We start from the raw sequence: 25,883 nt of genomic DNA on the forward strand, positions 1-25,883 counted from the left end.
ATCGACGGCCATCCCCATAGCCGCATCGAAGACCTCATGCCGTGGCGATTCCGCAAAACGTCAAGCCAGCCTCAATAGGGTTGCGGCTAAGCGCTTACTGTGAATCCGTCGCGCGAAGCGCGCCTCTTTCAAAGCACTCGACCCGGACATCCGGCCAAAGTGGGTCATGCGCCGTCATAGTAATGGCGACGCTCGAATGCTACGAACTCCTCGCTAGCTCGCGATAGCATTCAACCACAGTGCCAGCCTCACTCGCGTCTCACATGATAGCCCCAACATGAACCGCCGTTCGGACGGACGACCGGCGTACCTGCTAAATAGCTTCGAAGTACCGCTGGCGTTCACAGTCGGAGACTCGATGTTGAACGGCTTCCCACTCCCATCGCCGGGAACGGGAGAACGCTTCAACAAACCTTTCGCCAAAAACGTCCATCGCCTTTGGAGATTGTTCAAACCGGGATGTGGCCTCAGATAAGTTTTGGGGAAGCCGTTCGAACGGAGGATGTTTTTCCTCGCTTGCATCACCAACAATTGGAGCTGCCAACACAGCATTCTCTTCAATCCCCAGAATACCGGAGCCGATAGCACATGCGAGAGCGAGATAGGGGTTCACATCTGCGCCACTCAATCTGTACTCGAGGCGGTGTGCAGACTTGTCTCCCGGAATGACCCGCACCGCACACGAACGATTGTCAACTCCCCAGCTAGGACAGGTTGGAGCCCAGTAGCCTGGCCGCAGCCTCTTATAGCTGTTCACGTTGGGCGCAGCGAGTACACAAAAGTCGTTCATATATTTCAGCTGTCCGCCGAGGAATTGGCTCATAGTTCTTGAGATGTTGCGGCTTGCCTCGCCTTCGTAAAATGCATTTTGACCATTTGACGACATTGAAATGTGAATATGTCCCGACTGTCCCGGCCAATTCTCCGAAACCTTTGCCATAAACGTTGCCATCATACCCCGCTTCTGAGCCCAGGATTTCAACATCGACTTGAATACGACTGCTCGATCCGAAGCCTCCAGGGCATCACAATGACGAAGCGATGCCTCAATCGCCCCAGGGCCGGTTTCAAAGTGGAGCCCGCTGAGCGGCAACCTAGCATTCTCACAAAGCGCCAGAATCTCTTCGAATAGCTCATTACTGGCAAGGGTGCGCGCTGCTGAATAGCCAAAAGGGCCCCTCGTCAGGGGGACCCATTGATCATAAGGCTTTTTCTCAATTGTCTCCGCGCTCTCATTAAACAGCATAAACTCGAACTCAAATCCAGCAGCGCAACTGTATCCATGGTCAGCAGCTCTTCGTAAGACCTTCCGCAAAACACCACGCGGGCAGATGCTCTCATGGCCACCTGCAAACTCTGCGAGGTAAAGATACCGATCATGACGGTTAGACACCGGACGCGCTGTGCCTGACAGAACACGCAGGTTGGCGTCTCCGAATATCGATGGCGGCTCTTGCCCGAAATTGGCAGGTATCACTCGGTCCGAACAATCCCAGCCGAGCACGGCTTCGGAGAACTTTATTATCCAGCCTTCGTCCGAGACATCGTCAGCCAATACGTGCTTGCCGCGAAGAATGCCGTCAAAGTCGCATACTCCGATCAATGCCTTACGCGCCTCGTTCGCGCCTGCAACCTGTATTTCGCTTGCCATCACTTCTGACCCTGCGCCGTCAATCCGAATACCTCGTCCATACGCATTGCTCGCAGATTGCGATAATCCTCATCAAGCTCAGTCAAGTTGTTGCTCACGAGATACACAATACCCGGCGTCGAAGCTAAGTCGGTCGTCGGGACCAGGTTTTGACCTATCGGAACAAAAGCTATCGAATCTGCGAAGCTGGGCAGCTTGCGGATTGCGTCCAGTCCGGGATAACCGCCAACAACACCGTCCATATTGGAGATGAGTGAGACGCACAATGCGTGCGCCAGCCGCGTGTAAGGCCCGCGTCGTCTCATATGATCAGTAAAACCGATGGGATCTGCGTAGCGCCACGCCGTCAGTGTTATATGATTGTGACCCAAAGCCATAGTCCGGGCTTTTGCCGACATTGTCCCCTGAAGCCTCGCTCCAAGATCCACCAGAACCGGCCCCTTATGATCGACGATAATTTCGGCATGAGCAGGTCCGTTGACGATCTCAAGCGCCCTTAGCGCCGGCACCAAGTAGTCGGACAGCTCTTGAACAACTGGTTCCTCACCACCCAGCAACTGCTCGAGCGCGCAGACCGATGCCGCGCCCTTGATGGCAACGGTGTCATAAGTCCACACCTCCGTGACGAAGGTTTCTCCGTTGATCGAGACCGCGTTTACGGTGTATTGTTTGCCGTTTATCTTCTCCTGGCCAAGAACAAAACGATTCATCGCTCCGAGGCAATTCGCCTTGCCGACAATAACATGCACAGCTCTGCGAACATCAGCCTCGGTCGCGCAAAAGAACACGTCCTCCGTACCTGCGCTGTTCAAGGGCTTGATCACGATTTCGTCGTAGCGCTGTTGACGCATCCAATTTATGACGTCCTCCGCATCGTCGGATACAACTTGTCTGATCGATCGCACTCCGGCAGAGGTCAAAGCGTCAGCCAAGCGCGATTTGTCACGTCTTGCAGCGGACAACGCGGTTCCATTTGAAGGTAGTCCGAGCCGCTCGGACAAGGAATCGGCCAGTTCAACTCCTGACTCGCAACCCGCTATGATGAATTCCAACTCCCTACCTTGGAGAGCCTCCAAATGAAATTCAACGATCTCCTCCTTAGTCATGCGCTCGTCCGGCCGAATGACTTCATCATAGATGTCGATGTTAAAGTGCGATTGGAAGATTGGTGGGATCCGTGCATTCGACATCGCATGCACGGTCCTAATTCCGTAGCGCTTGAACTCTTCCGGGAGGTATCGGCCTGTCGAGTATGCGTCGACAATGACACAATTCCGTTCCTTCATGCCGATCTCCGATACTGCAAGTAGACGTTAGCCACGGCGACAGCCGTGATGAGAACGTTTCCAACAAACGTATATAAAGAAGGCACGATACGAGAATCGAAATACTGGAAAAGAAACGTAATGACAGGTGCCGTGGACAAGACCATGTTTGCCGTAAATGGCTCTACGCGGCGAATGCCCTCCTGCACAAGGAGCAAGGGAACAATGATCGTCGAGAGTGCAATCATTATGATCGCGAGCCAATGCTGTGAGATCTCTGGTAAGATGGAGGAAGGATCGCTCAGTGCCAGCAGCAAGAGGATTGCTCCATAGAAGCGATGGGCCAGCACTTGTCGACCAGATAATCCACGGTCGAACAGCAGTTTCACAAGGATATTGGTAAGCGAAAGCGACAGCCCAGCTGCGATTGCCAGGAAGATACCAAAGGATGATCGAGACCCCCATTCGATCCCAGCGTTGCCGCTTGCCGCGATCCAGACCATGTAAATACCAACAGCCGCAATTAGAACGCTCACTGCGATATCTGATTTCGGAGGACGCCCCTGTCTCCTGATCAGTGCGTTCAACCATGCTGTCGCTGTAGGTCCCAATGCGACCATAAACGTGACAACGATAGCAGGCTCGGCGTACTTCAGTCCGATAAACAAGCCGACCCAGCTTATCGCAGTAACGCAATTGAGCGACACAAAAGCCAGAAACGACGACTTCGTAACCTTCGCTCCAATGCTTTCGCGGCGAGCCAAAATGTTGAACGTCAAACTTACGATACCAAAGGAGAACAGGAGAGTGACCCACACGTTTGCTTGCTGAAAATATGATGCCGCAAAGACTTCACCTGCCGCGCTAACGACAACGTAGAGGGCAATAAAGAGCACTCCTGCCGCGAATTCTCTGCTCGGCCTGTCAAGAGGCTCTCCTTCTTTCAATCCCAAAGGGCCGCATTTCGATCGAAACTTCACAGTATGCCCCTATCACTTCTTAGGCGATACGTGACACACGCCTCTCCAAATGCATTGAAAAGTTGCTTGCTCAGGGTATCAGTTTCGACGTGCCATTCGGGGTGCCACTGCACGCCGATCTGCAGCGTCGGCGCGCCTATTACAGAAGCCGCTTCGATCAGACCGTCGGACGCCCAGGCTTCCGGTTTCAGCGCAGCCGCAAGCCGTTCTATGCCTTGATTGTGCAAGGAGTTAACGTGCGCTTCGATCGCGCCCGCGATAGGAAGGAGAACGCCGTCAGGACATAATTTCACGCTGTGCGCTATATCGTACTGGCGATCCCTCGGCAGCCCCGCCTTCTCAGCGTGCATCTGTCCGCTTTCCAGCCTCCATTCGGACAACGACGGGTGAAGCGTGCCGCCAAAATAGACGTTAAGCTCCTGAAGCCCACGGCAGATGCCAAGTATCGGCATCCCAAGGGCAACCGCCTTCTCGACGGCGCCCGCGGACAGCCTGTCACGAGGACGATCCCTCACGCCAGCTTGAACGTCCGCGTGGCCTGTCGGTTTCAGTCTGCGCGAAGCGGACCAACTGAAGATGGCAGGATCGATATTCGATTCATCGCCCGTCAAAATCAGACCGTCGAGCCTGCCCATGATCGACAGATCACTGTCGCCTTCCGCATCGTCAGCATCGATCGTTGGCAATATCGCGCAAGCCACGCCCGCATAGCGAACGAGGGCTTGAACATATTTGCGCCGCAACCAGTCGCGGTGCACGCCATCGGCCAAAAGGCGGTTTGAGGTCACGCCCACCACGGCTCGGACCGACTCTGTTCGCCGCGATATCAAGCCAACTGCTCCTTCGCCTCGGGACTGGCCAGAGACTGCTCATACAAGCATCGATTTCGCTCCTTCAACTGGGCAATTACGCTGGGTTGACCTTGAGGGCCCTTGACGAAGAGCCCTCCCCAGGTTGCGGCAACACTTGCGTAATGAGGATCCTGCATTCGAATTTTCTGAGCTTTGCGCAAGAGCCAGAAAGGAATGCCGGGCGACAGATGGTGCTCAAGGTGGTATTCATCCAGATTCTGACCGAGAATGGCTCGCTCGATAAAATTCCCCTTTCTATTCCGAGTCAGGTAGACATTCTTTGTCTCCGTCTCGCACATAGGTGAGTGCTCGGCGAGCTCGATAAACCAGCCGAGAGCTTGAAACGTGGTGAGATAGGGCACGATCCAAAACAGGACGACGACGTGGAGCAGTCCAAGAAGGTATGACCCACCGAATATGAGCGTCCAAAAGAGATAGAAGCCATACTTGTCGATGAGGATTCCCGACCGGCTCTGGTCCTCGACATCCGTGATCGAAAACCGATTAGTCCAAAGGTACTTCAGATACGCGACTGTCGCGCCACCCAGTATCGGCTTCCAGATGATGTTGAAGGCGTACTGCTTAGGAGGCACAACTTCGTAAACGCCGCTGGCCAAGAAGAACTTCAAGTCGGGATCCTTCTCCGGATCGCCGAGATTCGGGTGATGCAGGTAGACGTGTGAAATCCGGTATGCCCAGTGGCGCTGGAACAAAGGATAGGACGCGAACAAAATGCCCAGAATATAGTTCCAGGTCGTGTTGCTCGCGAGGGTGCGGTGAGCTGCATCGTGAGCGATTGTCGTCAATCCACGCTGGTAGGCGCCAATCAACAGAACTGCGAGGGGATAGAACCACCATGAGACATGGACCGTCGCCAGCACGCAAGCTGCGATCACAGCGTAATCTTTCGCGATGTAAGCAGCTCCCGTCACGTTGTCAGGCCTCAGCGCGGAGAGCTGCTGATTGATCTCGCGGCCAAATTGAACCGCCTCAAAACGTGACGACCTCAACTTCCAAGTATCTGCGTGTTTCATGAGAACCCCTTGCTTAATCGGCTTTCAGGTTGTCAGATTGCGGAAAGCGCTTTTTCCAAGTCCTTGATGATGTCGCTAACATCTTCGATGCCGACGCAAAGCCGAATGGAGCCACCAAATATGCCGGCGGCTTCGCGCTTTTCCCGTGGGACGGTGGTGTGAGTCGTAGATACAGGATGGGTTACCAGCGTGCGGGCGTCCCCCACATTCGACACGTGATACATCAGCTCGACGTTCTGGATGAACTTGCGGCCGGCTTGCTCGTTCTCCACCTCAAACATGACCATCGCCCCGTGCCCGTACCCGGTATTAAGTGTCTGATCGATGATTTCTCGGTCAGCTCCCTCAAAGAGGCTCGGGTAGAAGACACGGCACACTTTCGGATGTTCCTTCAGAACGTTGGCTACAATCCTGGCATTTTCACAGTGCTGCTTCATGCGAAGAGGTAGCGTTTCAAGTCCCTGAATCAGTTGAAAGCTCGCAAAGGGGGCGATGGCCGCGCCAGTATCGCGCAACCACGTCATACGCGCCTTGAGAAGAAATTCGCTCTTTCCGAGGTCGTCGAGCTCCGCCAACGCGTTGCGCCAGATGATCCCGCCGTGCGCATCGTCCGGACTATTGAACAGTGGGAAGCGAGATCGTCCCCGGTAGTCGAACCCACAGTTGTCGACGATCAGTCCGCCGAGCGTCGTCCCATGACCGCAAATGTATTTCGTGGCAGAGTACGTCGTAATCGCGGCGCCGAGAGCTGACGGCTGGCAAACCAAGGGGGTTGTCGTATTGTCCACAACCAAGGGGACGCCGTGCCTTCTGCCGATCTCCGCCAGCTGCTGGACAGGAAGCGGAATCAGACAGGGATTCGAGATGACCTCCCCGAACAGACATATCGTGCGATCATCAATGGCGCGTTCGAACGTCTCGGGGTTTCGAGGGTCTGCCGTCCTTACGTTGATACCAAGACGCTTCAACGTGTTGTGCAGCAGATTCCAGGTGTTGCCGTATAGATACGGAGAAGCGACGACGTTATCTCCCACCTCACCGCTTGATAAGTTTACGATCGCAAGAAACGTCGCCGCTTGACCTGATGCAACAGCCAGCGAGTCGCTTCCCATGTCGACGGCGGCGTACCTTTTTTCCAGCGCCCGGGTCGTCGGATTGATGATGCGGGTGTATGTGAAACCATCAGCCTTTACGTTATAGACGTCAGCAATATGGCTCAAATCACCGTCGAGCTCATAGGCCGTATTCTGATAGATCGGCACTGCCACAGCTTTCGTCACCGGATCACGGCGGTATCCTGCGTGCAGAACAGCAGTTTCGATCGAATATGAATGCCGCGCATTGCTCGCCATTGGGCGCGATATCTCTGTGCGGCTCTCCCGTGTTTCCTGGGCTGACACTCGTCCCACGGTCAGAGTCTCACCGGAGCGGAAGTATGTGCGAAAGGCACAGCCCAACTGCTCGATCCAATTGGATTGAATCTCGCCAATACAGCCGATCCGAAAACTGCGCGTAGGAAGATGCAGTTTAGAGTAGACGTAGAGGTTATGGGCTGCCAGGTGCCGATATAGGCAGTCAAACGCTACCTGGTCGGAGATTCCAGCTGGCGCGGTGAACGCCACGCAAACCGGCGACTGGAGGTTCGCTGGAAGCAGTGGGGACGCCACTCCTTTCAGCTCTTTTATGACGCTCTCTCTTATCTTCTCATACCTGCGGCGCCTGGCATCAATGCCTTCGATGCTCAGGACCTCCAATGCCTTTGTGACTGCCTGAACGATATGCGTTGGTGGGGTTGATCGCCATTCACCAGTGCGCTCAAGCGCGCGCCATTGATCTCTCACGTCGAGCACAAACGATCTTGGCTCTTGAACTGCATTCTCAAGAAGCTCGCAAGAAGCAATGACGAAAGCCAGCCCTGGCGGACCTTCGACGCACTTGTTGCTCGACGTAACCAAGACGTCTGGTCCGCCCCGGCTTAGGTCGATGTCGACGCCGCCGAAAGAACTCATCGCGTCGACGATAGTCTTTACACCACGCCGCCTTGCTCCTTCTGTGATCGGCTCGAGCGGATTCACAATCCCGGTCGTAGTCTCGCAATGGACCAAGCATACGTGCGTGATACCTGGATCTCGGCTCAAGCGCTCGATGACTTCCTCAGGGTCCAACGGTTCGGTGGCCCGCTTGATAAGCTTCACCGCTTGGACGCCCCACAGCCGCAGAATTCTGAGAATGCGCTCGCCATAGATGCCGTTTATGCAAACAAGCGGCCGGTCGGCCTGGGTGACAAATGAAGAGAGAGCAGCTTCCATTCCAAAGGAGCCACCTCCCTGTATAGGAACGACCGAATAGCCCTCCGCATTGCCCGACACATTGAGCATCAGCTGCCTCATGCGAGCGGTCACTTCCTTGAACTCGCAATCACGCGATGCGAGGTCGAGCTGCATCTCGGCCTTCACTGCCGACGATAACGACATTGGCCCAGGCGTCAGCAAAGAACGTTGTCTCGTCACGCTATCCCCGTTTATCTAGTGTCCATCGCAGTTCGGCAGAGTCACACGATGTGCTTCACCCTGACGAAGGCCCAAACCCCAGTGAACGACACCCTTGACCCTAGTCGCAGATTCAGAACGATCTGCGTAAAGCCCGCAGCTCTCCCGGTGCGCACCGTGTTGCCGATCGCACTTGCCGCGAAGCATCAGCTTCCTTCTGGCATTGAGATGCAGGTTTGCGGGCCACCATCTCGCGTCGCTAACAGGCTCTGCTTACGTGTGAGCGGCGTCCTACGATCCGACGGTGAGCCAAGCGTGGTCTGTCGGAGTTGCTATGACCCAGACACAGCGAGCTTCACGACAGTCGTTGATGACCGGGCTCGTCTTGCGTGAGCCTAGGATTTGGGACATTCGCACTCTATGTCACTCGTTCGGACGGCTTCGGGTGCCGAAGCCTGTCACCGCCTATTTCGATACGTTACATCTTGACGTAAGGTGCGATTCAAGCCCCTCAGATAGCCTGTCGTGCGAAATTTTTCGGACAACGCGGCTGTGTCGCATTGTAATCCGAGGCGCCACAGTATGTGTACGATGTCCAAGATGAATCCCATCAAAGCTAAAGACGCGCCCAAAGCACAAGGCAGGCAAATGACCGCTGTGGCTTTGAAGGAGGACGCTTGTCGCGAACGCAGGTATAAGAGGCCGCATTATCATGTCCACTTCACGCCGACCAAGTCCGCAGACCAGACCGTTCTGCCACAAGGCCTAGCGGACCTGGGGCGAACTTAGATTCACCTGACTAGTTTCGGAGCCCGTATCCCTCCGGCGGCGCCCGGCGGCGGCCGGCGGCGGCCGGCTTGTGTGGTTTGAGAGGCGGCCGGGGATTTGATCTTAAGTCTAGCTTTAAGGTCACGTGGCGAATGCAGGCCAATGTGTTCGGCGCCGAACGTCGGCGGCGATGGAGTTGCGACGAGAAGGTTCGTTATGTCGGAGAGACCTTGCAGGCTGGCGAGACGGTCTGCGGCGTCGCGCGCCGGTACGGGTGGCTCACAGCCTGCTGTTCACCAGGCGTCGACAAGCGCACCAGGGGCGACCGGGCGGAGATTCCGTGCCAGCTCTTGTTCCTGTCGAGATCACACCGACGCTGGCTCCGGTATTGATCAGCACGCCGCCACCGGCGTCTTCGCAGCTCGCAAATCGCTTCAGGATTTAGTTGAACGCCTTGCCAGGTCATGGCCGCGGGACAGTTTGGCAAGCTGTTCGCGCATATAGACCTGTCGCGATGCGGGCAGAGGCCCTTTCGCGCAAACCGGGGACATCGGCGCGCTCGCTGTCTGGAGCACGGGCGTCCGTCCAGCAGCGACTTCGGCGCGCAAAGGTGATCTGAAACTGGACGAGGTGCCGAACGATCTGAGCACGTTCTTGCGCTAGCTCTCGCAGCCAGCGTTGCCTAGCTTCGACTTGCTGAGCGCTATCGGATCATCGATCAAGCGGAGCGATACCTCCAATTCCCGACCTCTGCGTTAGGTTCTAAACGCATCGCAATCTTAGAACGAAGTCAGCCGACGATTCGCATTTGAACCGGCACCAGATCGGCGGGCCTTTACCATCACGAATTTAGGGCGGAGGAATTGAACTGGTAGTGACATTAGGTCGAGAGACAGAGCCGTACGGTCACTCAGAAGAAGGTCGACGCTCGGCGGCAAACTCGAAGAGGTCTGGGTAAGCTCCCACAGAGATCCCGCGCGCCCGGCCGATTTTCCTCCTACAAACACTTGTTCCCCAAAAAATCGGTCCTATTTCAGCTGCGCCTGCGTTGGCACTCGCGGGCAGCGATTGCTAGCAATCGTGAAATCTTCAACTGATGTAAATGCTTAGGAGATCTGCATGGAATTCCGTCCGCTTCACGACCGCGTCGTGGTCAAGCGCATCGACGCAGAAGAAAAGACCGCTGGCGGCATCATCATTCCGGACACTGCCAAGGAAAAGCCTTCGCAAGGTGAAGTCATCGCCGTCGGCCCCGGCGGCCGCGACGAGAGCGGCAAGCTGATCCCGATCGACGTCCTGGTCGGCGACCGCGTCCTGTTCGGCAAGTGGTCAGGCACCGAGGTCAAGATCGACGGCCAGGAGCTGTTGATCATGAAGGAGAGCGACATCCTGGGCGTTCTCACGGACGCGTCCGCCAAGAAGAAGGCGGCCTAAACCATCGCTCGCACCGCTCATCCTGAGGAGCGCCTGCTGGGCGTCGCCAAGGGTGAGACCAAGTAAAACATTCAGGAAAACCCACATGTCAGCCAAAGAAGTCAAGTTCGGCGTAGACGCCCGCGACCGCATGTTGCGCGGCGTCGAAATTCTCAACAACGCGGTAAAGGTCACCCTCGGTCCAAAGGGCCGCAACGTGGTGCTCGAGAAGTCATTCGGCGCTCCCCGCATCACCAAGGACGGCGTCACCGTCGCCAAGGAGATCGAGCTCGACGACAAGTTCGAGAACATGGGCGCGCAGATGGTGCGCGAAGTCGCCTCCAAGTCGGCTGACGCGGCCGGCGACGGCACCACCACTGCAACCGTGCTCGCGGCTGCGATCGTTCGTGAAGGCGCCAAGTCGGTTGCTGCCGGCATGAACCCGATGGACCTGAAGCGTGGTATCGACCTGGCCGTGGAAGCCGTGGTCGCCGACCTCGTCAAGAACTCCAAGAAGGTCACCTCGAACGACGAGATCGCCCAGGTCGGCACCATCTCCGCCAACGGCGATGCCGAAATCGGCAAGTTCCTCTCCGACGCCATGAAGAAGGTCGGCAACGAGGGCGTCATCACCGTCGAGGAAGCCAAGTCGCTCGAAACCGAACTCGACGTCGTCGAGGGCATGCAGTTCGACCGTGGGTACATCTCGCCCTACTTCGTCACCAACGCCGACAAGATGCGCGTTGAAATGGACGACGCCTACATCCTCATCAACGAGAAGAAGCTCTCCTCGCTGAACGAGCTGCTGCCGCTGCTCGAGGCTGTGGTGCAGACCGGCAAGCCGCTGATCATCGTCGCCGAAGACGTCGAAGGTGAAGCCCTCGCCACCCTGGTCGTGAACCGTCTCCGTGGCGGCCTGAAGGTCGCGGCCGTCAAGGCTCCGGGCTTCGGCGATCGCCGCAAGGCCATGCTCCAGGACATCGCAGTTCTGACCGGCGGCCAGGCGATCTCGGAAGATCTCGGCATCAAGCTCGAGAACGTCACGCTCAACATGCTCGGTCGCGCCAAGAAGGTGATGATCGACAAGGAGAACACCACGATCGTCAACGGCGCCGGCAAGAAGGCCGACATCGAGGCGCGTGTGGCCCAGATCAAGGCGCAGATCGAGGAGACCACCTCGGACTACGACCGTGAGAAGCTCCAGGAGCGTCTCGCCAAGCTCGCAGGCGGCGTCGCGGTGATCCGCGTCGGCGGCGCGACCGAGGTCGAGGTGAAGGAGCGCAAGGATCGCGTTGATGACGCGATGCATGCGACCCGCGCGGCGGTCGAGGAAGGCATCGTCCCGGGCGGCGGCGTCGCCCTGCTCCGTGCTTCCGAGCAGCTCAAGGGTCTGCGCACCAAGAACGACGACCAGAAGACCGGCGTCGAGATCGTGCGCAAGGCGCTCTCCGCGCCCGCTCGCCAGATCGCGATCAACGCCGGTGAAGACGGTTCGGTGATCGTCGGCAAGATCCTGGAGAAGGAGCAATACGCCTACGGCTTCGACTCGCAGACGGGCGAGTATGGCAACCTGGTCACCAAGGGCATCATCGACCCGACCAAGGTCGTGCGCACCGCGATTCAGAACGCTGCCTCGGTTGCGGCTCTGCTGATCACTACCGAGGCCATGGTCGCCGAGCTGCCGAAGAAGAACACCGGCGCGCCCGCGATGCCTCCGGGCGGCGGCATGGGCGGCATGGACTTCTGAGCCAACTCTCTCTGAAAATGCGATCCCCGGCAGAAAAATGCCGGGGTCATTTTTGCTCGCGACTTTTCCAGTTCATTGTTCTGAACTCGCGCTATGCGCTCTGCGGAAATGACGATCAGCAGTTGCTAGACGTTCCGCTTGGGATTTCGCGAGTCTGCTGGTAGGCATGTCACCGGGAGGACGAGCGGGTGATCGCTTTTGCAAAGTCTTTCCCTGCTGCCTCAACGTCGGCGGCTGGTCAAGGCGAAAACCTGAGAACGCGCGGTCGAGGTAGCCCACCCATTGGCGCTACTGACTTAAATAGCATCGGCTCCCGCGCTTATCCATCACTGTAAACGGATGCGCGAGCTAGGTGGTGGTCCCCGGGAAGGGGCGATCCTCATCTCTCCTAATTTGGGCCGATCTGTTGCACCGTCCAGAATCAGAAGAAGAACATCGCCAACTCAATCGAGACGGAAGATCTTTCGCCCAACCGCTACAATTTCCCGGTCGGTCGGAGGATTACTTGTCGCGACGTGCAGGGTGAGATCCGGCCTGTTCGCTCTCAGGAAGTTCATCAGCTCGGTCTTCTCGGTCCCCGGCCCGATGATCAGCAAATCGGTGCAGCTACTCAGGGCCCAACCTACCCTGACGACAAACGTCGGATCGTCATTCACGTCGGCAGAGCCAGTATTCGCTTTGCAATCAAGACGCTGGGGCGCCAAATGCGCGCGTACGGCCATCGCGCTGACGCCCGTTGAACCTATGGAGAATATCTTAGCAATGAGGTGGTCGATCCACACGACCGCGTGCGAATGAATCTGAGTTGTCATCTCGCTCATGAATGGGTTCCATTGCCTTTCGTGAGTCACCTGTCCGTCGGAGCGCAAGCCCGCACGCAAATTCCCTGCGGCTGACGATGCAATCATGGGTCAAGTGATCAGCCGTAAACTGACTCGCTATGTTGATGCAGCCGGGAACAGATCGCGTTGACCGTGAGCGCTTTGCAGCTGGAAAGCGTCCACAACCTCATGGCGCACGTCACCTCTTCACGACCGAAGTCTTGTGCATTCTCCGCTCCGTGTCGCCGCCTCCTCCGAGATGGATTTAACGCACCATTGCGAATGCTCGACCGCAACTAAGGAGAGCTCTTGTGGTTGTGAGAGGTCTGGATATTCAGGTTTGCGAAGCCGAAGCCATCCCGCGGGACGTTGGGGATGGCTGGAGTGAAGCCATAGAGCACAACGACATCCCCCAATGGCGGGTCATGACACACGGATGCGGCCTGGTCACTGATCTCTCCGACCAAACGCGCTGATGTTGACAGGTCGCCATTTGCACTGGCGACCTTAACGAACTCACTCGTCAACCGCACTCAATCCACAAGCCGCCTGGATGCATAGGTGTATTCGAGTGCCAGCCAAGTGCCCTGGTCGTACCTGTAGATGAAAGCCTTGCTCTGAACATGTGTCAGGGATCACCAGGATCAACAAGTTCTTGGTGACCGCGAACCGCTGAGCGCTTGTCGAGGCTCGGGCTGGAAGACGAGCGATGGCATCGCGCGCAGCGGATCTTGCTTCCATTTGCCCAAGCCATACGAGATCATCGAGCCGGCCGCAAAGCGGGTGCTGCCGGGCAGTATCCAGTCTTCATCGAGCGTCACGAGCAGGCGGCCACTGACGATGCCGCTGATGTTCGCTTTCTTTGGCAGATTTAGCTTGATCGGTCCGTTGGGCCCAAAGAGCACATACTCCTGCTCGAAGAAGCTTATGGCGCGCATGGCGCCGGCCGCATGAACTTTGCCTTCATTATCCCGCAGCACGAAGGGCGCCGCCACGGCATCGGTCGGCTCCCCACGGAAGACCTCGCGCGCTCGAACGATCGGCTGAGCGCGCTTGAGCTCCTTCAAGACAAAAGGGTAGCCAACCTGCGTCAGGGTCCCTTCTCCCCAATCTCGTGCGATGAGGACCGTGTGGCGGTCGACCCAGCTGACGGCTTGCTTTCCCTCCGGAAGAGCGAAACCGGTCGTGACGAAGGCCTTGGTATCCCGGTCGAACTCTCGGACGAGCATAGCGTCCTTACCGCCATCAGAAAATTGGACGAGGCACAGGCGCTCTTCGGGGGGCAGGCAGCTAGCGCCCTTAAAGACCCAGTTTTTCTTATCCGCGACCGCCAGCGCGTCAATATCGAGAATGGTCTCCCAGTGCGGGTCCTGGCCGCGATAGTTGTCGAGCGTGGTACGCCGCCAGATGCCGCGCACGTGGTTCTGGTCGTGCGAGAAATTGCTGAGACCCCGCCGTTCCAACGAAACATACGAAATCCGGTCTTTGGCCTGAAGGATGCTGAGCGCCTCCTCATAGAAGCGGCGATTGCGGGGATCTGATTGGAGCACGCCGAGCGTCTTGTCATTCTCGGCGCGGTCCCAAGCCAGTGCGCGCGGCTCTTCGATTTCCTCGAGGCAAAGGAAGGGATCGTCCACCCGGGCCGCAGCGGCCGACTTCTGGGGCACCGCCGTGAAGGACAAACACGTCAGCGAGAGCAACACGGCGGCGAGGAGCGAGTGTTTCATGGGAATGATCCTGGACTGGGTGGGCCGCCCGGCTCGCGCGACTTGCGAGCTGGCCGGAAGCAGACAGAAGACGTACATTCGGTCTCGACAGCGGACATGCGCGGGACCGTGCCCGCCGGTCCGAACGAAGCAAGCAGCGTGCCGCCTGAAAATTGGAGGTTCTCCAGTCGCTCGGTCGCGCCCGTTGGCTCAAACCTGACAATGTGGTGTTAGCTTCGAAAGTATTGTGATGAGCTTTACGCTTCTCACCGATGGAGCAGAGGTGCCCTGCTCTGGCATTTCACAGACCGGTCCGTAATCGCGCTAGAAGCATTTATGGCGCGCCTAGCTTGTAACGGCACGTGCTCAAGAAAGGCCCTCGCGCGGAAAATTTGCCGCGGCTTGGTGCAGCGAGCGTGAGCACATAACAGCACGGCGCGTCATAATGCGGAGGATCCAGTGACGAGCCCGCCGAGACGGCAGTCGTTCTCGCAATTCGCAGGCATTGCACGAAGTGACTCGCACTCCGCGGGATCGATCATAATTATTTGCAAGCGCAACGCGCCCTTAGGCCCACATACCCAATCACCTGCGCAGGTTCCCGTGAGAACAAGAACTGGCTCGACGGAATCAAGCACAGGCTCTCGGCTTTCGTCAAAATCGTCAGGGCAACGTCCCTTGGTTGTTCATTAAGAGCGGCCACCAATGGTGGTTCGCTACTCACCGACCTCCGAGATCGATGCGGCGTGCCAGGGAGAGGTTGGTCTTACCGGCGGGCAACAGCGGTCGTGATCTCTCCCGAGTCTCTGGTGGTCCGACGCTGACAGCGTGCCAAGGTCGACAAGCGTCCATAATCAAAGGTCTCGAGCATGGCGCGATTTGTCTTTCGACACGCGCTTGATCTCGGCATCGGTGCGTTGGCGCACGGAAGGATTTCGTTTGCGCCGGCTACAGCCGAAGGCCCGGTGTTCGGCACCTGCAATTATCCGGCGGACCGCCAATCTTGCGCAGTCTTACATACGAGTTTGTGACGTTAGATTACCTTCGAAGCACTTGAGAACGGTTAGGGCACATGCTTGCATGGCATCGAGCAACTCGACGTCTTCGCGCCTACTCCGTGGAGGAAGAAGAGAATATGCTGTGCAATGGCAGACGCCGCCAATCTTCTTGTCCTTACTGTTGGCTGTCATCGTCAGCACGATCGTCAAGGCCGAGGAGCCCTCACCGAAGTTTGCTCAGTGCCTTGCAGACTGGCAATACTGTGAAGGTCATACTGGACCTAAACCGCTGCACCACTGTCGATGGCAAACCCGGCCCGGCCACAGGGCGGGTTGATTATCAATGCCTTCAGGGTGACTGCCCAGAATGGCATCAGCTTCTCCAATGCTCATCAAACCGTGGACAGTTCCGGGTACCCGGTGACGGAATACATCCGCCACAGCCTCAGCCGCGAAGGCAAGCTCACGGTGCGGGCCTCAAAGCTGGTGGCAGGGCCGGCCAAGGTCATGAACCTGGGCGAATTCGTCTGCGAACTGCGGGACGGCGCAAAGTTCGTCTAGAAATTGGAATGAGGCTTGAGCCGTTCTTAGCCGCGTCGCAATGTGATAGGTATCCCATTCGGCACGCGCGATGACAACTTCGATCGGGCTACACTCACCTGAGGAGCGCTAGCGACCAAGATGCCCAGTTCGTTCGTGCTCACCGCCGCCTGCGCACATCGATGGATTCCGGCGCCCGTTCGCGCGGCTCCGCGTTCGCTCCATTCATCCTAATCTAGTGGAGCGCATGCGCCCTGAAGAACGGCTGTTGGGGGACGGTGACGTTGTCTCGAAATCCTGATCATGTTGCCGCAACGACACTTTAGAACTCCTTCTCGGAGCCATTTTGGACAACGCTAATCGCGGTGTCATCAAGCGCAGCGAGAGGCGCAAGGGCGAACACATCTCTGCAACTGAGTTGGTGCAACTCCATATGGTAAGGCGTTGAGTTAGCGCTGGTTCCGCAGCGGGGCTGAGGCCGAAGCCACGGGACGGCGTAGAGCAACATACGAGGAGGGAAAACATGTGTGAAGACTGCCCCCCGATCCTGCCTCATCCGATGACGCTGTCTCGCCGTTCGCTAATGCTGTTCACGGCTTCGGCGGCGGGCATGCTGCTGGGCGGTAGGATTGCGGGCGCCATGGAGGCAACAGCGCCGCCAAAACCGGACAACCTTCTCACGCCGGACGCTTCGCTAAAGCGCCTAATGGAAAGCAATGCGCGCTACGTCCAGGGCCTATCACGACGCGACGATTTCAGGCAGGAGCGCGAAGCTTTAATCGGCGGGCAAAATCCATATGCGGCGGTCTTAACCTGCGCCGATTCACGTATCGCACCCGAACATGTTTTCAATAGCGGACTTGGCGATCTGTTCGTCTGCCGTGTCGCTGGTAATTTCGCCAACGATGAGATGCTCGCCAGCATTGAATATGCGGTGGCCGTGCTAAATACCCCGCTGGCCCTGGTACTTGGCCACGATCGCTGCGGCGCCGTCGGTGCTACGATCGAGTCCTTAAGAGAGGGCAAGTCTTTGCCTGGGCACATTCCATCTCTCGCCGCCGCACTTGCGCCCGCGGTAAACGCGTCTTCCCAGGAAAGCGGGGATGCACTCGCAAATGCGATCCGGAAAAATGTAATCGACAACGTCAATAAGCTCAAATCGGCGGCTCCGATTTTAAATATAGCAATCGAGCAGAATAGGCTGAAAGTCGTCGGGGGTCTTTATCGGCTCGACACCGGCCGAGTCGAATTGGTGAGCTGAGCGTCATCAGAGCGCTAATTTCTGAGCAGTGCCGTTTGAAGCGACAAGGTCGAAAGGTTGTTGTCTCTGCCGCCGAGTCGACCAGATCCTGGTGATCGGAGGGACAGATCTTACGCAGCGCGCCGGCGCGGCGCCTTGACCGCAATTGTTATTTAGATCATCTGATGCGAATTCCTAACGTGAAAGCGAAGAACGGCAACCTGAACGAGCGCTCGGGAGCGACATCAGTAACTTGCCGAGGCCGACTGCTTTGACAAGAGCGAATTCCGGACGGCAGGCCACCACCCACTGCATGCTCATCATCGGCTACGACGACGAACAGCAAGCCATTGTGATCCAGGACAGTGGGCCATGGCCACCAGCGCAACGGAAGCCGTAGCTATATCCGAATAACTAAAAGCTCTGGCAGAGGCCCGCGAGGTATATCACGGTTGGGGCTTGGACCAACCTGAGCGCGAAACGCTCGCCGGCATATCAGTACAATAGCTTCTCAAAGCGGTGATACCTCGCACGTCAGCTCGTCGTCAGTTTGCCTGAGTCCTGAGTATCACTTGCGGTGGGCCTGAGCAGCCCGCGCACGCTGACGAAACGTACGTCTAAGGAGACGCAAATCGCTATGCATAATCGAACCGGAGGCTCTCCCGCACGCGCTAGCCATGCTGATGAACTGACTCAGTCCGCTGATACCGCCAGCTTTGGCGACACATTTGCAACTCTCGCTCTGCGTGGGAACCTGCCGCCCGCGGAGTTGCCCGACAAGATGGAATGCTGCGCCAGCACACAAGCCTACGATCCAACTTTTCACCCCAGCACATCCACCCCAGCAAGGCCGAGCACATCCTGTTCGAATACAGAACCGTCGAATTGGCCGACGCGATTGTAGATGGCATTTGCGTGGGGCTGACTGCGGAGTTGGCTCCGCAATCTTAACGAGAGTCCGTCAGGCCGAATGAATGCCCTAATACCCGGATCGCAAAGGCACGCCTCAGCGGCTGTGCTCCAACGGGATTATCAGCGACTCAAAGATCGGTTGCAAAGCGAAGGGGCAGGCACTTCTCAGGCCGACCTTAAGGCACAAAACACCGTACTGACGGGCGCAGATTTGACACCATCCGGAGAAGAGAAAGCGTGCAACTTCGGCGACGAGTCGAGCGTCTCGCGCATGGTGGGCACAATCATCGACGACAGATCGAATTATTTGCTCAGCTGTATTTCGTCGAAGGCGGCGCCCACACAGTTGCAACGTCGGCGTCGGACGGAAGGACTACGCTTTTCGATCCGAACTATGGAGACATTTCTGTTCCATCAGACCAGATGGCTGGCTTGTTGCAAAGCCTTGCCAATCGCTACAGGAATCCAAGTTTACAGGTCGTTGGCGATTTGGCCTTTAGGTAAGGCAAGAGTACGTCCTCGCGTGAACTTATCTAACAGCGGGGCAAATCGAGCCATCACAATTCGGGTGAAATGCGACGTCCGGATTAAGGCCCACAAAATTGCTTCAGGCGAGAATGCTATCGAAGCGGACGGCTTCTTCCTGGAACACGCTTGCCGCGAGTCGTTCGCGACGCGCGCCCTCCACAGTGCCCGAGCGAGTGGATATTTGGGCGATGACAGTTATCCGGATGCTTGATCTGGTCTTCGTCCTGCTTACCAGCTGTCGAGCGGCTCGAACGAAGGCTGTAGGAACAGATGCGCAGCTTTTGCCGATGCAAAAGGCGGAGCCAGCAAGCGAGCGGCATCGGCGCCTTCGGACCATGTGTCGCCCACATCGGCGAACGATCGCTCCGTCGTTCGGAATGCCTGAGCGTTGTCATAACCTTGGATCCGATAATCTAGGCGTCATTACGATCGGCGCCACGACACGACCGTCGTTCTGAAAGCGCTGGTCGATGCGGGCACGCGAGTGGCGCCGCAGCTATTTTCCCTGAGCTCGTCCACGCGCGTTCGGCGTCATCGTGGGACGTCGCGAAGAGCACCTGCAAGCACCCGAACATCTGCATCGAAGGTTGACGGGCGCTCGGCCACATCAGCACGGCTCTCCATGTATTCGAGCACGGCGCGGCCCCTCTCTGCGATGTGCCAGCCGAATGAGTAGCGCTTGACCACCCACATCGTAACAATGATCAGATCAGGGACCTTAGCGGCAAGTCGGCTGGTGCGCTCGGACCAATCCTTGCCACTTCTGGACAGAATGGCCTCGCTTGAGATCGTCGAGTTTGGCTATGCCATTCGGATAGGTAACGAGGAGCTTCAAAATGGTGACCTGAAGATTCATGTCCACTAAGCTAAAACGCGAGCTACTGAAGAAGACCGAACGCATGGTGACATCGCACAAAGTATGACGTGCAAGCTGACTGAAGCGCTCACACGGGGCAAGCCCCCACCCGTGGACAGAATGGATAGTACGTTACGTACGGACCTGGCTACTTCCGGGAAGCCAGGAGCTTGGACAAATTTGTGCGATCATTTCGTTGAAAGGCCTTGAATCGCACGTAACGTCACATTGTACGATCTTGAAATGAGATCGCGACCTCTAACAAACGAACGTAAGCTACTCCTAGCGTGTGGGGCGATGGCATAACTTGACTGTGGAATTTGCACCTCTTTTGCGGCATAGGCTTACGGTTTTGCCGACCTACCACGTCCCGCTTCCGCATGACCGACTCTTACCAATGACAAGCGAAAAAACTGACGACGTTACCAACTTAGTTGCAAACATCGCCCGGCCGCGTTCCGTGATCTCATCTTCAAAAGACAAGGAGGCGACACCAGATTTCGCTCGGATGTCGATCTTGTCGTGTTTCGAATTTGCGGCGAACGCTCGCCGTAAATGAGCCGGCGGCAACTCTCCCTTGCCGACGGTCGGCGCGATGTGTAGCAGCGTCGCTCCTCCTAGACTGACTTCGCCCGGCTTCCAAAATGAGGCCGGGCCTTTTTTGCCGTCGGGACGACGTTAGTGCCTTGTCGACGCGCAACTGCTCGATCATCTCGTCCGGAGCCAGGCAAACTTGCGAGGTCGAGTCCGGCAAGACAACACGCGTTACGACGACATCGGCATGCTGATTGTAAATCGTCAACACATCGCAGCCTTCGGTTCAACCATACAAAGCAACGCTTCCGCAGCCATCAACGACTTGAACGGTTCCGGTCTGTTTTTCCTGTAGAAAGGCCATACTGTGCCTTGCGCACGAACACCAATACCGCAACGTACCGACCTGAAGAGGATTTGGTGACGCGCACACAACGAACGCATTGGTTTTTGCGTCCCAAAGCCAACCGCTGTGCAGTAGTTCTTATTGTGCAACGGCATCTCTGTGCCTCGAGTCGGCGGGTGCGCGAGATCAGCCGCCGACCGACGCGGAGAAAGACGGTTGCATACAGGACGTGTTTCGCCTGTGTAGCACCCACATCCCGGATCGCACCGCCATCACTGCGTGTCTCAGAGCCAAGCAGGCGAGCTTGAGTCATCAATGTCGCGATGTGATTTCCATTGGCGATACCGCCAAAGAAAAGAACAGGCTCGAAGTGAGGTACTACGAACCATCCTGCACCCTCGATCGCCGCCGCGCGGCGCTCCCCAAACCGAGCCGCAAGGTAATAATTGCGCGGTGGATGGCCGACTCAATGTCAACAGATAAGCGAGCGGAGCTATCGAAAGCGGACCAACCCGCTCGCAAGTAACGTAAGATCTCGTTTGAGTTGTTTGTTTGGATAGCGAATGCACACACTGCCTTTCGATACAGTCCTTATCGCCAACAGAGGCGAGATCGCCGCCCGCATCATCAAGACATTACGGAAGCTGGGCCTTCGTTCTGCAGTTGTCTACCACGAGGTCGATGCGCGAAGCCCGGCAGTCTCCATGGCCGACACAGCGATTCCTATCAGCGGTCACACGCCGATCGCGGCCTATCTGGACATCGCACAAATTATCGCCGCCGCTCACAAGGCGGGCGCCGGCGCTGTTCATCCAGGTTATGGATTTCTTTCCGAACAGGCTCAATTCGCCACGGCCGTGATAAAGGCCGGCGTTGCGTTCATCGGCCCCGCACCTGAAACTATTGAACTGATGGGTGATAAGATTCGGGCCCGCAACTTCGTCCAGTCGAACGGCTTTCCAGTGGCCCCATCTGCAATTGAGGAGGACGATCCAGCGACGTTCGTCTCCAGGGCGCGTGCCATTGGAACCCCTTTGCTGGTAAAACCGTCAGGGGGCGCGGGCGGCAAGGGCATGCGGATTGTACGCGACGTCCATGCCCTGGAAGGCGCGATTGAGCAGGCTCGCTCTGAGGGGCAACGGTATTTTGGGGATCACCGGCTTTACGTCGAAAGATACATTGAGAACCCGCGGCATATCGAAGTGCAGGTGCTCGGCGACTCCTTTGGGAACATTGTACACCTGTTTGAGCGGGAGTGCTCGGTGCAACGCCGCTTCCAGAAGATCATCGAGGAAGCGCCCTCGCCAGCCCTGTCGCCAGAACTACGGAAACGCGTCTGCGAGACCGCGGTCGGTATCGCACGCGCCGCGAATTATCAAAACGCAGGAACCGTCGAATTCATTTTCTGTGCAGGAGAATTCTACTTTCTCGAGATGAATACGCGCCTACAGGTCGAACATCCCGTGACTGAGATGATCACCGGCATCGATCTTGTCGCCGAACAGGTCTATGCCACCGCGGGCCGAGAACTTGGTTTTGCTCAGTCAGATATCGTTTCGAACGGCCACGCTATCGAAGTAAGGCTGTACGCTGAAGCCCCCGAACGAGGCTATGTTCCGACGTCCGGCAAAGTACTTCTTCTCGAGTATCCGAGTGGGGTACGGATTGACAGCGGCATCACGCAGGGTCAGCAAATCACCACTGCGTTTGATCCCATGCTCGCAAAGATCATCGCGCATTCGCCGACGCGCACATTGGCCACCGCGACGGCCAATCACGCGATTCAGGGGATCATTCTTCTCGGCTGCGAGACAAACGCTAGCTTCCTCGCCCGCATCCTTTCCGACGAGTCGTTTATCCGCGGACAGTTTCATACGGGATATCTGGAGGAAAACCCGCACATTGCCGCCGGTAACTCTGCTACCGGCCTACCGGCATTCCTGGCATCAGCTGCTCTCCTGATCCGACAAGTCCGCGAATCGGCCGATGCCGTGCCCGCGCTTCACGCTTCGCTGGGCCATTGGAGAAATTGACGTGTATCACTCCGTCGAGGTTGATGGCGTCGACCATCAGTTATGGCTTTCACCCTGCCAATCCGGCTCCTATCATCTTCACTTGCGCGACCAAGTCATTTCCCCGGTCGCGTTCGCCCAATACGGCGAGAATTCAGGTGTCCTGACCATTGCCGGCGAGACCGAACGGGTCCGCTTCGTCATCGAAGGCGACCTGATTCACGTCCACATCCGTGGCATGACGCGCGTTTTGCGCTACAGCGACCCGTTGCGAACGCTCGCTTGCGTGAACCAAGAAGAAAGTTCGCTCATGACCCGCGCACCGATGCCGGGAGTAGTCGTTACGATCGCGGTTTCGCCTGGTCAACCGGTATCCGCAGGCGCGGCGCTGATGATGATTGAGAGCATGAAGCTGGAAACTATTATTCGCTCTTCACAGGATGGCGTAGTCGATCGAATCCATTTCAAAGAAGGGGAGAGCTTCGAGCGGGATGCTGTGCTGATTACGCTATCGAAAGAAGGGCGCTGAAATGCTACGAATCGCTTCTGGGGCGAATGTCAATTCGCAAGACTTTCGTCAAAACGAGCTCCACAACAGGCGGCTTGCTGACGAGTTGAAGGAGCGGCAACGAGCTGTCCGCTTCCAGCGGCCCGAGCGTCAGCTCGAGCGCCTTCGACGTCAAAATAAGCTGTTTGTACGAGATCGCATCGACGCCTTGCTCGATCCAAAAACTCCGTTCCTCGAGCTTTCAACGCTGGCCGCTAACAAGGCCTATAACGGCGAAGTGCCCGGCGCGGCACAGGTCGTCGGCATCGGGATCGTCGCGGGTCGCGAGGTGATGGTTCATGCAGACGACGCAAGCGTAAAGGGCGGCGCATGGTATCCGTTGTCTGTCAAGAAGATAGTGCGAGCCTTGGACATCGCAATCGAGAATCGTCTGTCAGTGATTCATTTGTGCGACGGCGCCGGAGGATTCCTACCTTTTCAGGCAGAGTTCTTCGCCGATCGCTACTTCGCGGGCCGGATCCTCCGTAACCAATCCATTCTCTCCAAGATGGGAGTACCGCAGGTCGCGATCGCAATGGGTCATTGCACAGCGGGAGCGGCCTACGTCCCGGCGCTTAGCGAATTCAACATTATGGTCGAGGATACGGGAGCTATATTTCTCGGTGGCCCTCCAGTCGTGAAAGCTGCTACCGGTGAAGACGTATCGGCACAGGAGCTTGGGGGCGCCCACATGCATACGAGCGTGTCGGGCACGAGCGATTATTCCGCAAGCTCCGAGATGCACGCTATTGCGATCGCACGTGATATCGTTGCCCGATTCCATCGTCCCGCGAAGACTCCGATTGATCAAGCCGCCCCGGAGCCCCCTGCCTACGACGCATCGGAACTATACGGCATTATTCCAAAGGACCCTCGAGTGCAGTTTGACATGCGGGAGATCATCGCCCGCATGATCGATGGTAGCCGATTTCACGAATACCAGCCGCGTTTCGGCACGTCCCTGCTGTGCGGTTTCGCGCGGCTTCATGGATATCAAATAGGGATTCTTGCAAATAATGGCGTGCTGCTCAGCGAAAGTGCGCTGAAGGGCGCTCACTTCATCCAACTATGCGATAAGAACCGGACGCCCCTGCTCTTCCTGCAGAATACAACGGGTTTCATGGTCGGCCGCGAATACGAGCGCCGTGGCATAACCAAGGATGGTGCCAAGCTGATCATGGCCGTCTCGGGAGCGTCGGTCCCAAAATTCACGGTCGTTTGCAACAGCTCGCACGGAGCAGGTACCTACGCTATGGCGGGACGTGCTTTCGATCCTCGGTTCGTCTTCACCTGGCCGCAGTCTCAGATCTCTGCGATGGGCGCCGAGCAAGCGGCATGTGTGCTGACCCACGTTAAGACCCGACAACTGGCCCGTGTCGGTGGGCGGCTCGCAGAGCAGGAGCTGGCAGCCATTCGAGGTCCCCTTCTCGACGAGTATCGGGAACGATCCAGCGCCTACTATGCAACCTCCGAAATCTGGGACGACGGAATTCTTGATCCAGTCGATACCCGAAGTGCACTCGCGATCGCCCTGAGCGCTTCGCTGAATGCTTCCATCGAAGCGCCCCATTATGGCGTATTCCGAATGTAGCCGGCGGGAGTCGAACGTCCGTGTCTGTAGATTCTACTCTCTAACTGGAGTCCACATCGACGGATCGTCCTGTCCCCGGCATGAGCCAGATTGGTGTCGCCCACGTTCCGTGGCAGAACTCGAATTCGCGACCTGGTCACTTAGACCAACCCGGTTCTAAGTGGTGCGTTGAATTCGGTGACCACGTTGTCGATCAGGACAACGGCGTTGCGTCGAAGCAGGCGGAGCTGGGTCGCATAGGCCTGATTGGCCGCGCATCGAACCTCGCGTGGGGATTACGCAAATTGCGTAACACTCGAGATGATCTGCTCGTTACACTTCTAGCATTGCGTAGTGTAACTGCGAGGCCCCTGCGGGTCGAAGCCATCGACATCTGGAGTTCGCGATTGATGCAAGCGCGGGCCGCCCTGCTGACTCTGATCCACCAACGGACGCGTCAGTCACATTAGATCTAAGGTGCGCCCTCCTGATGGATTGTTGGTCCATTCATCACCGACGATAACAATCCTTGGGAGGAGACATGCAAGCCATCATACCGATCGCAGTCAACGATTCCACGACGGGCTGGGCGCACAAGAAGTCGTCCCGCCATGCTCGACTATGGAACCACCCACCGTCTTGTCGTCCAATCGTCTGATCTGATCTCGAGCAAAGAACACTTGCTCCTTTGCAGGTGAACGCCATGGATAGCTTGATTCTTACGTAGCGTCAGGTTGTAAAGATTGCAGAGCGGACTGACGTTCAAGCTGACACCGCGCATGCCTCGACACGCATACGCGGTCCGAGCCGGACCGGTTGCCGAGCTGCATGACCCACTAACGCCCGTTTCGAATGACGCCTCGCTGTTGAACGCAGAAAACGAAAACGGGTGAGATTGATTCATGGAGCGCGCAAGTATGATAACGAGTGACTTAGGATCACTACAAACATCCTCTAAGCCAACAGACGCTGCCGGTAACGAGCGCCAATGATGCCGGCCGAGACGCTCGAAAGTTGCGCAACGCGCTCGAAGGTCAAGTATCTCAAAGAGGAGGAGTAACATTTGTGATCGAGA

15 protein-coding genes and 1 pseudogene are annotated in these 25,883 nt (G+C 57.0%); 8 read left to right on the forward strand and 8 right to left on the reverse strand.

Translation table 11 applies throughout. The features are described from left to right. Window positions 1-313: 313 nt before the first annotated feature. From IVA81_RS16305 to IVA81_RS16330, 6 genes are read right to left on the reverse strand one after another with little or no spacing between them, the layout of a single operon-like run. The gene (locus IVA81_RS16305) at window positions 314-1,651 is read right to left on the reverse strand and encodes a glutamine synthetase (protein WP_247319864.1); all 1,338 of its coding nucleotides are present in this window, start codon (window positions 1,649-1,651) and stop codon (window positions 314-316) included. After that, a complete protein-coding gene (locus IVA81_RS16310) occupies window positions 1,651-2,937 on the reverse strand; it encodes an ATP-grasp domain-containing protein (RefSeq protein ID WP_247319866.1) in 1,287 nt (428 codons plus the stop codon). The genes IVA81_RS16305 and IVA81_RS16310 overlap by 1 nt, the downstream gene beginning before the upstream one ends. Next, the gene (locus IVA81_RS16315) at window positions 2,934-3,896 is read right to left on the reverse strand and encodes a DMT family transporter (RefSeq protein ID WP_247319868.1); all 963 of its coding nucleotides are present in this window, start codon (window positions 3,894-3,896) and stop codon (window positions 2,934-2,936) included. Before IVA81_RS16315 ends, IVA81_RS16310 begins: the two co-directional genes overlap by 4 nt. Next, on the reverse strand, window positions 3,893-4,693 hold the full coding sequence (locus IVA81_RS16320; RefSeq protein ID WP_247319870.1) for a gamma-glutamyl-gamma-aminobutyrate hydrolase family protein: 801 nt from the start codon (window positions 4,691-4,693) through the stop codon (window positions 3,893-3,895). The genes IVA81_RS16315 and IVA81_RS16320 overlap by 4 nt, the downstream gene beginning before the upstream one ends. A 29-nt stretch (window positions 4,694-4,722) precedes the next feature. Further along, the gene (gene rtxC, locus IVA81_RS16325; protein WP_247319871.1) at window positions 4,723-5,781 is read right to left on the reverse strand and encodes a dhydrorhizobitoxine desaturase; all 1,059 of its coding nucleotides are present in this window, start codon (window positions 5,779-5,781) and stop codon (window positions 4,723-4,725) included. A 32-nt stretch (window positions 5,782-5,813) separates the two neighbouring features. Further along, window positions 5,814-8,291: a 2-aminoethylphosphonate--pyruvate transaminase gene (locus tag IVA81_RS16330; RefSeq protein WP_346659393.1), complete on the reverse strand. Its 2,478-nt coding sequence runs from the start codon at window positions 8,289-8,291 to the stop codon at window positions 5,814-5,816. A gap of 1,866 nt (window positions 8,292-10,157) precedes the next feature. Between IVA81_RS16330 and groES the strand changes: the two genes are divergently transcribed. Both groES and groL read left to right on the forward strand, forming a co-directional pair. Continuing rightward, complete coding sequence (groES, locus tag IVA81_RS16335) at window positions 10,158-10,472, forward strand: co-chaperone GroES (RefSeq protein ID WP_247277985.1); 315 nt, start codon at window positions 10,158-10,160, stop codon at window positions 10,470-10,472. An 85-nt stretch (window positions 10,473-10,557) separates the two neighbouring features. Further along, entirely contained in the window at window positions 10,558-12,198 is a 1,641-nt protein-coding gene (gene groL / locus IVA81_RS16340; RefSeq protein WP_247319873.1) for a chaperonin GroEL, read from the forward strand. A 443-nt stretch (window positions 12,199-12,641) separates the two neighbouring features. On the opposite strand, the gene IVA81_RS16345 is transcribed toward groL, so the two are convergent. Together IVA81_RS16345 and IVA81_RS16350 are read right to left on the reverse strand one after the other, a co-directional pair. Next, window positions 12,642-13,019 carry a hypothetical protein gene (locus IVA81_RS16345; RefSeq protein WP_247319874.1) on the reverse strand — a complete coding sequence of 126 codons (378 nt, stop codon included), beginning with the start codon at window positions 13,017-13,019 and terminating at the stop codon, window positions 12,642-12,644. Between the two features lie 644 nt (window positions 13,020-13,663). Next, complete coding sequence (locus IVA81_RS16350; protein WP_247319875.1) at window positions 13,664-14,746, reverse strand: hypothetical protein; 1,083 nt, start codon at window positions 14,744-14,746, stop codon at window positions 13,664-13,666. 1,280 nt (window positions 14,747-16,026) lie between these two features. Between IVA81_RS16350 and IVA81_RS16355 the strand changes: the two genes are divergently transcribed. From IVA81_RS16355 to IVA81_RS16380, 6 genes and pseudogenes are all read left to right on the forward strand, one after another. Next, the gene (locus IVA81_RS16355) at window positions 16,027-16,284 is read left to right on the forward strand and encodes a VirK family protein (RefSeq protein WP_247319876.1); all 258 of its coding nucleotides are present in this window, start codon (window positions 16,027-16,029) and stop codon (window positions 16,282-16,284) included. A 502-nt stretch (window positions 16,285-16,786) separates the two neighbouring features. Beyond that, window positions 16,787-17,524 carry a carbonic anhydrase gene (locus IVA81_RS16360; protein ID WP_247319877.1) on the forward strand — a complete coding sequence of 246 codons (738 nt, stop codon included), beginning with the start codon at window positions 16,787-16,789 and terminating at the stop codon, window positions 17,522-17,524. 904 nt (window positions 17,525-18,428) lie between these two features. Further along, a pseudogene (locus tag IVA81_RS16365) lies at window positions 18,429-18,919 on the forward strand (YopT-type cysteine protease domain-containing protein). A 2,323-nt stretch (window positions 18,920-21,242) separates the two neighbouring features. Beyond that, window positions 21,243-22,712 carry a biotin carboxylase N-terminal domain-containing protein gene (locus IVA81_RS16370; protein ID WP_247319878.1) on the forward strand — a complete coding sequence of 490 codons (1,470 nt, stop codon included), beginning with the start codon at window positions 21,243-21,245 and terminating at the stop codon, window positions 22,710-22,712. 1 nt (window position 22,713) lies between these two features. After that, entirely contained in the window at window positions 22,714-23,220 is a 507-nt protein-coding gene (locus IVA81_RS40665; protein WP_247319880.1) for a biotin/lipoyl-containing protein, read from the forward strand. 1 nt (window position 23,221) lies between these two features. Then, window positions 23,222-24,829: a carboxyl transferase domain-containing protein gene (locus IVA81_RS16380; protein ID WP_247319881.1), complete on the forward strand. Its 1,608-nt coding sequence runs from the start codon at window positions 23,222-23,224 to the stop codon at window positions 24,827-24,829. The last annotated feature ends 1,054 nt before the right edge of the window (window positions 24,830-25,883 follow it).

It is taken from the genome of Bradyrhizobium sp. 141 (assembly GCF_023074055.1).
Lineage (GTDB): Bacteria > Pseudomonadota > Alphaproteobacteria > Rhizobiales > Xanthobacteraceae > Bradyrhizobium.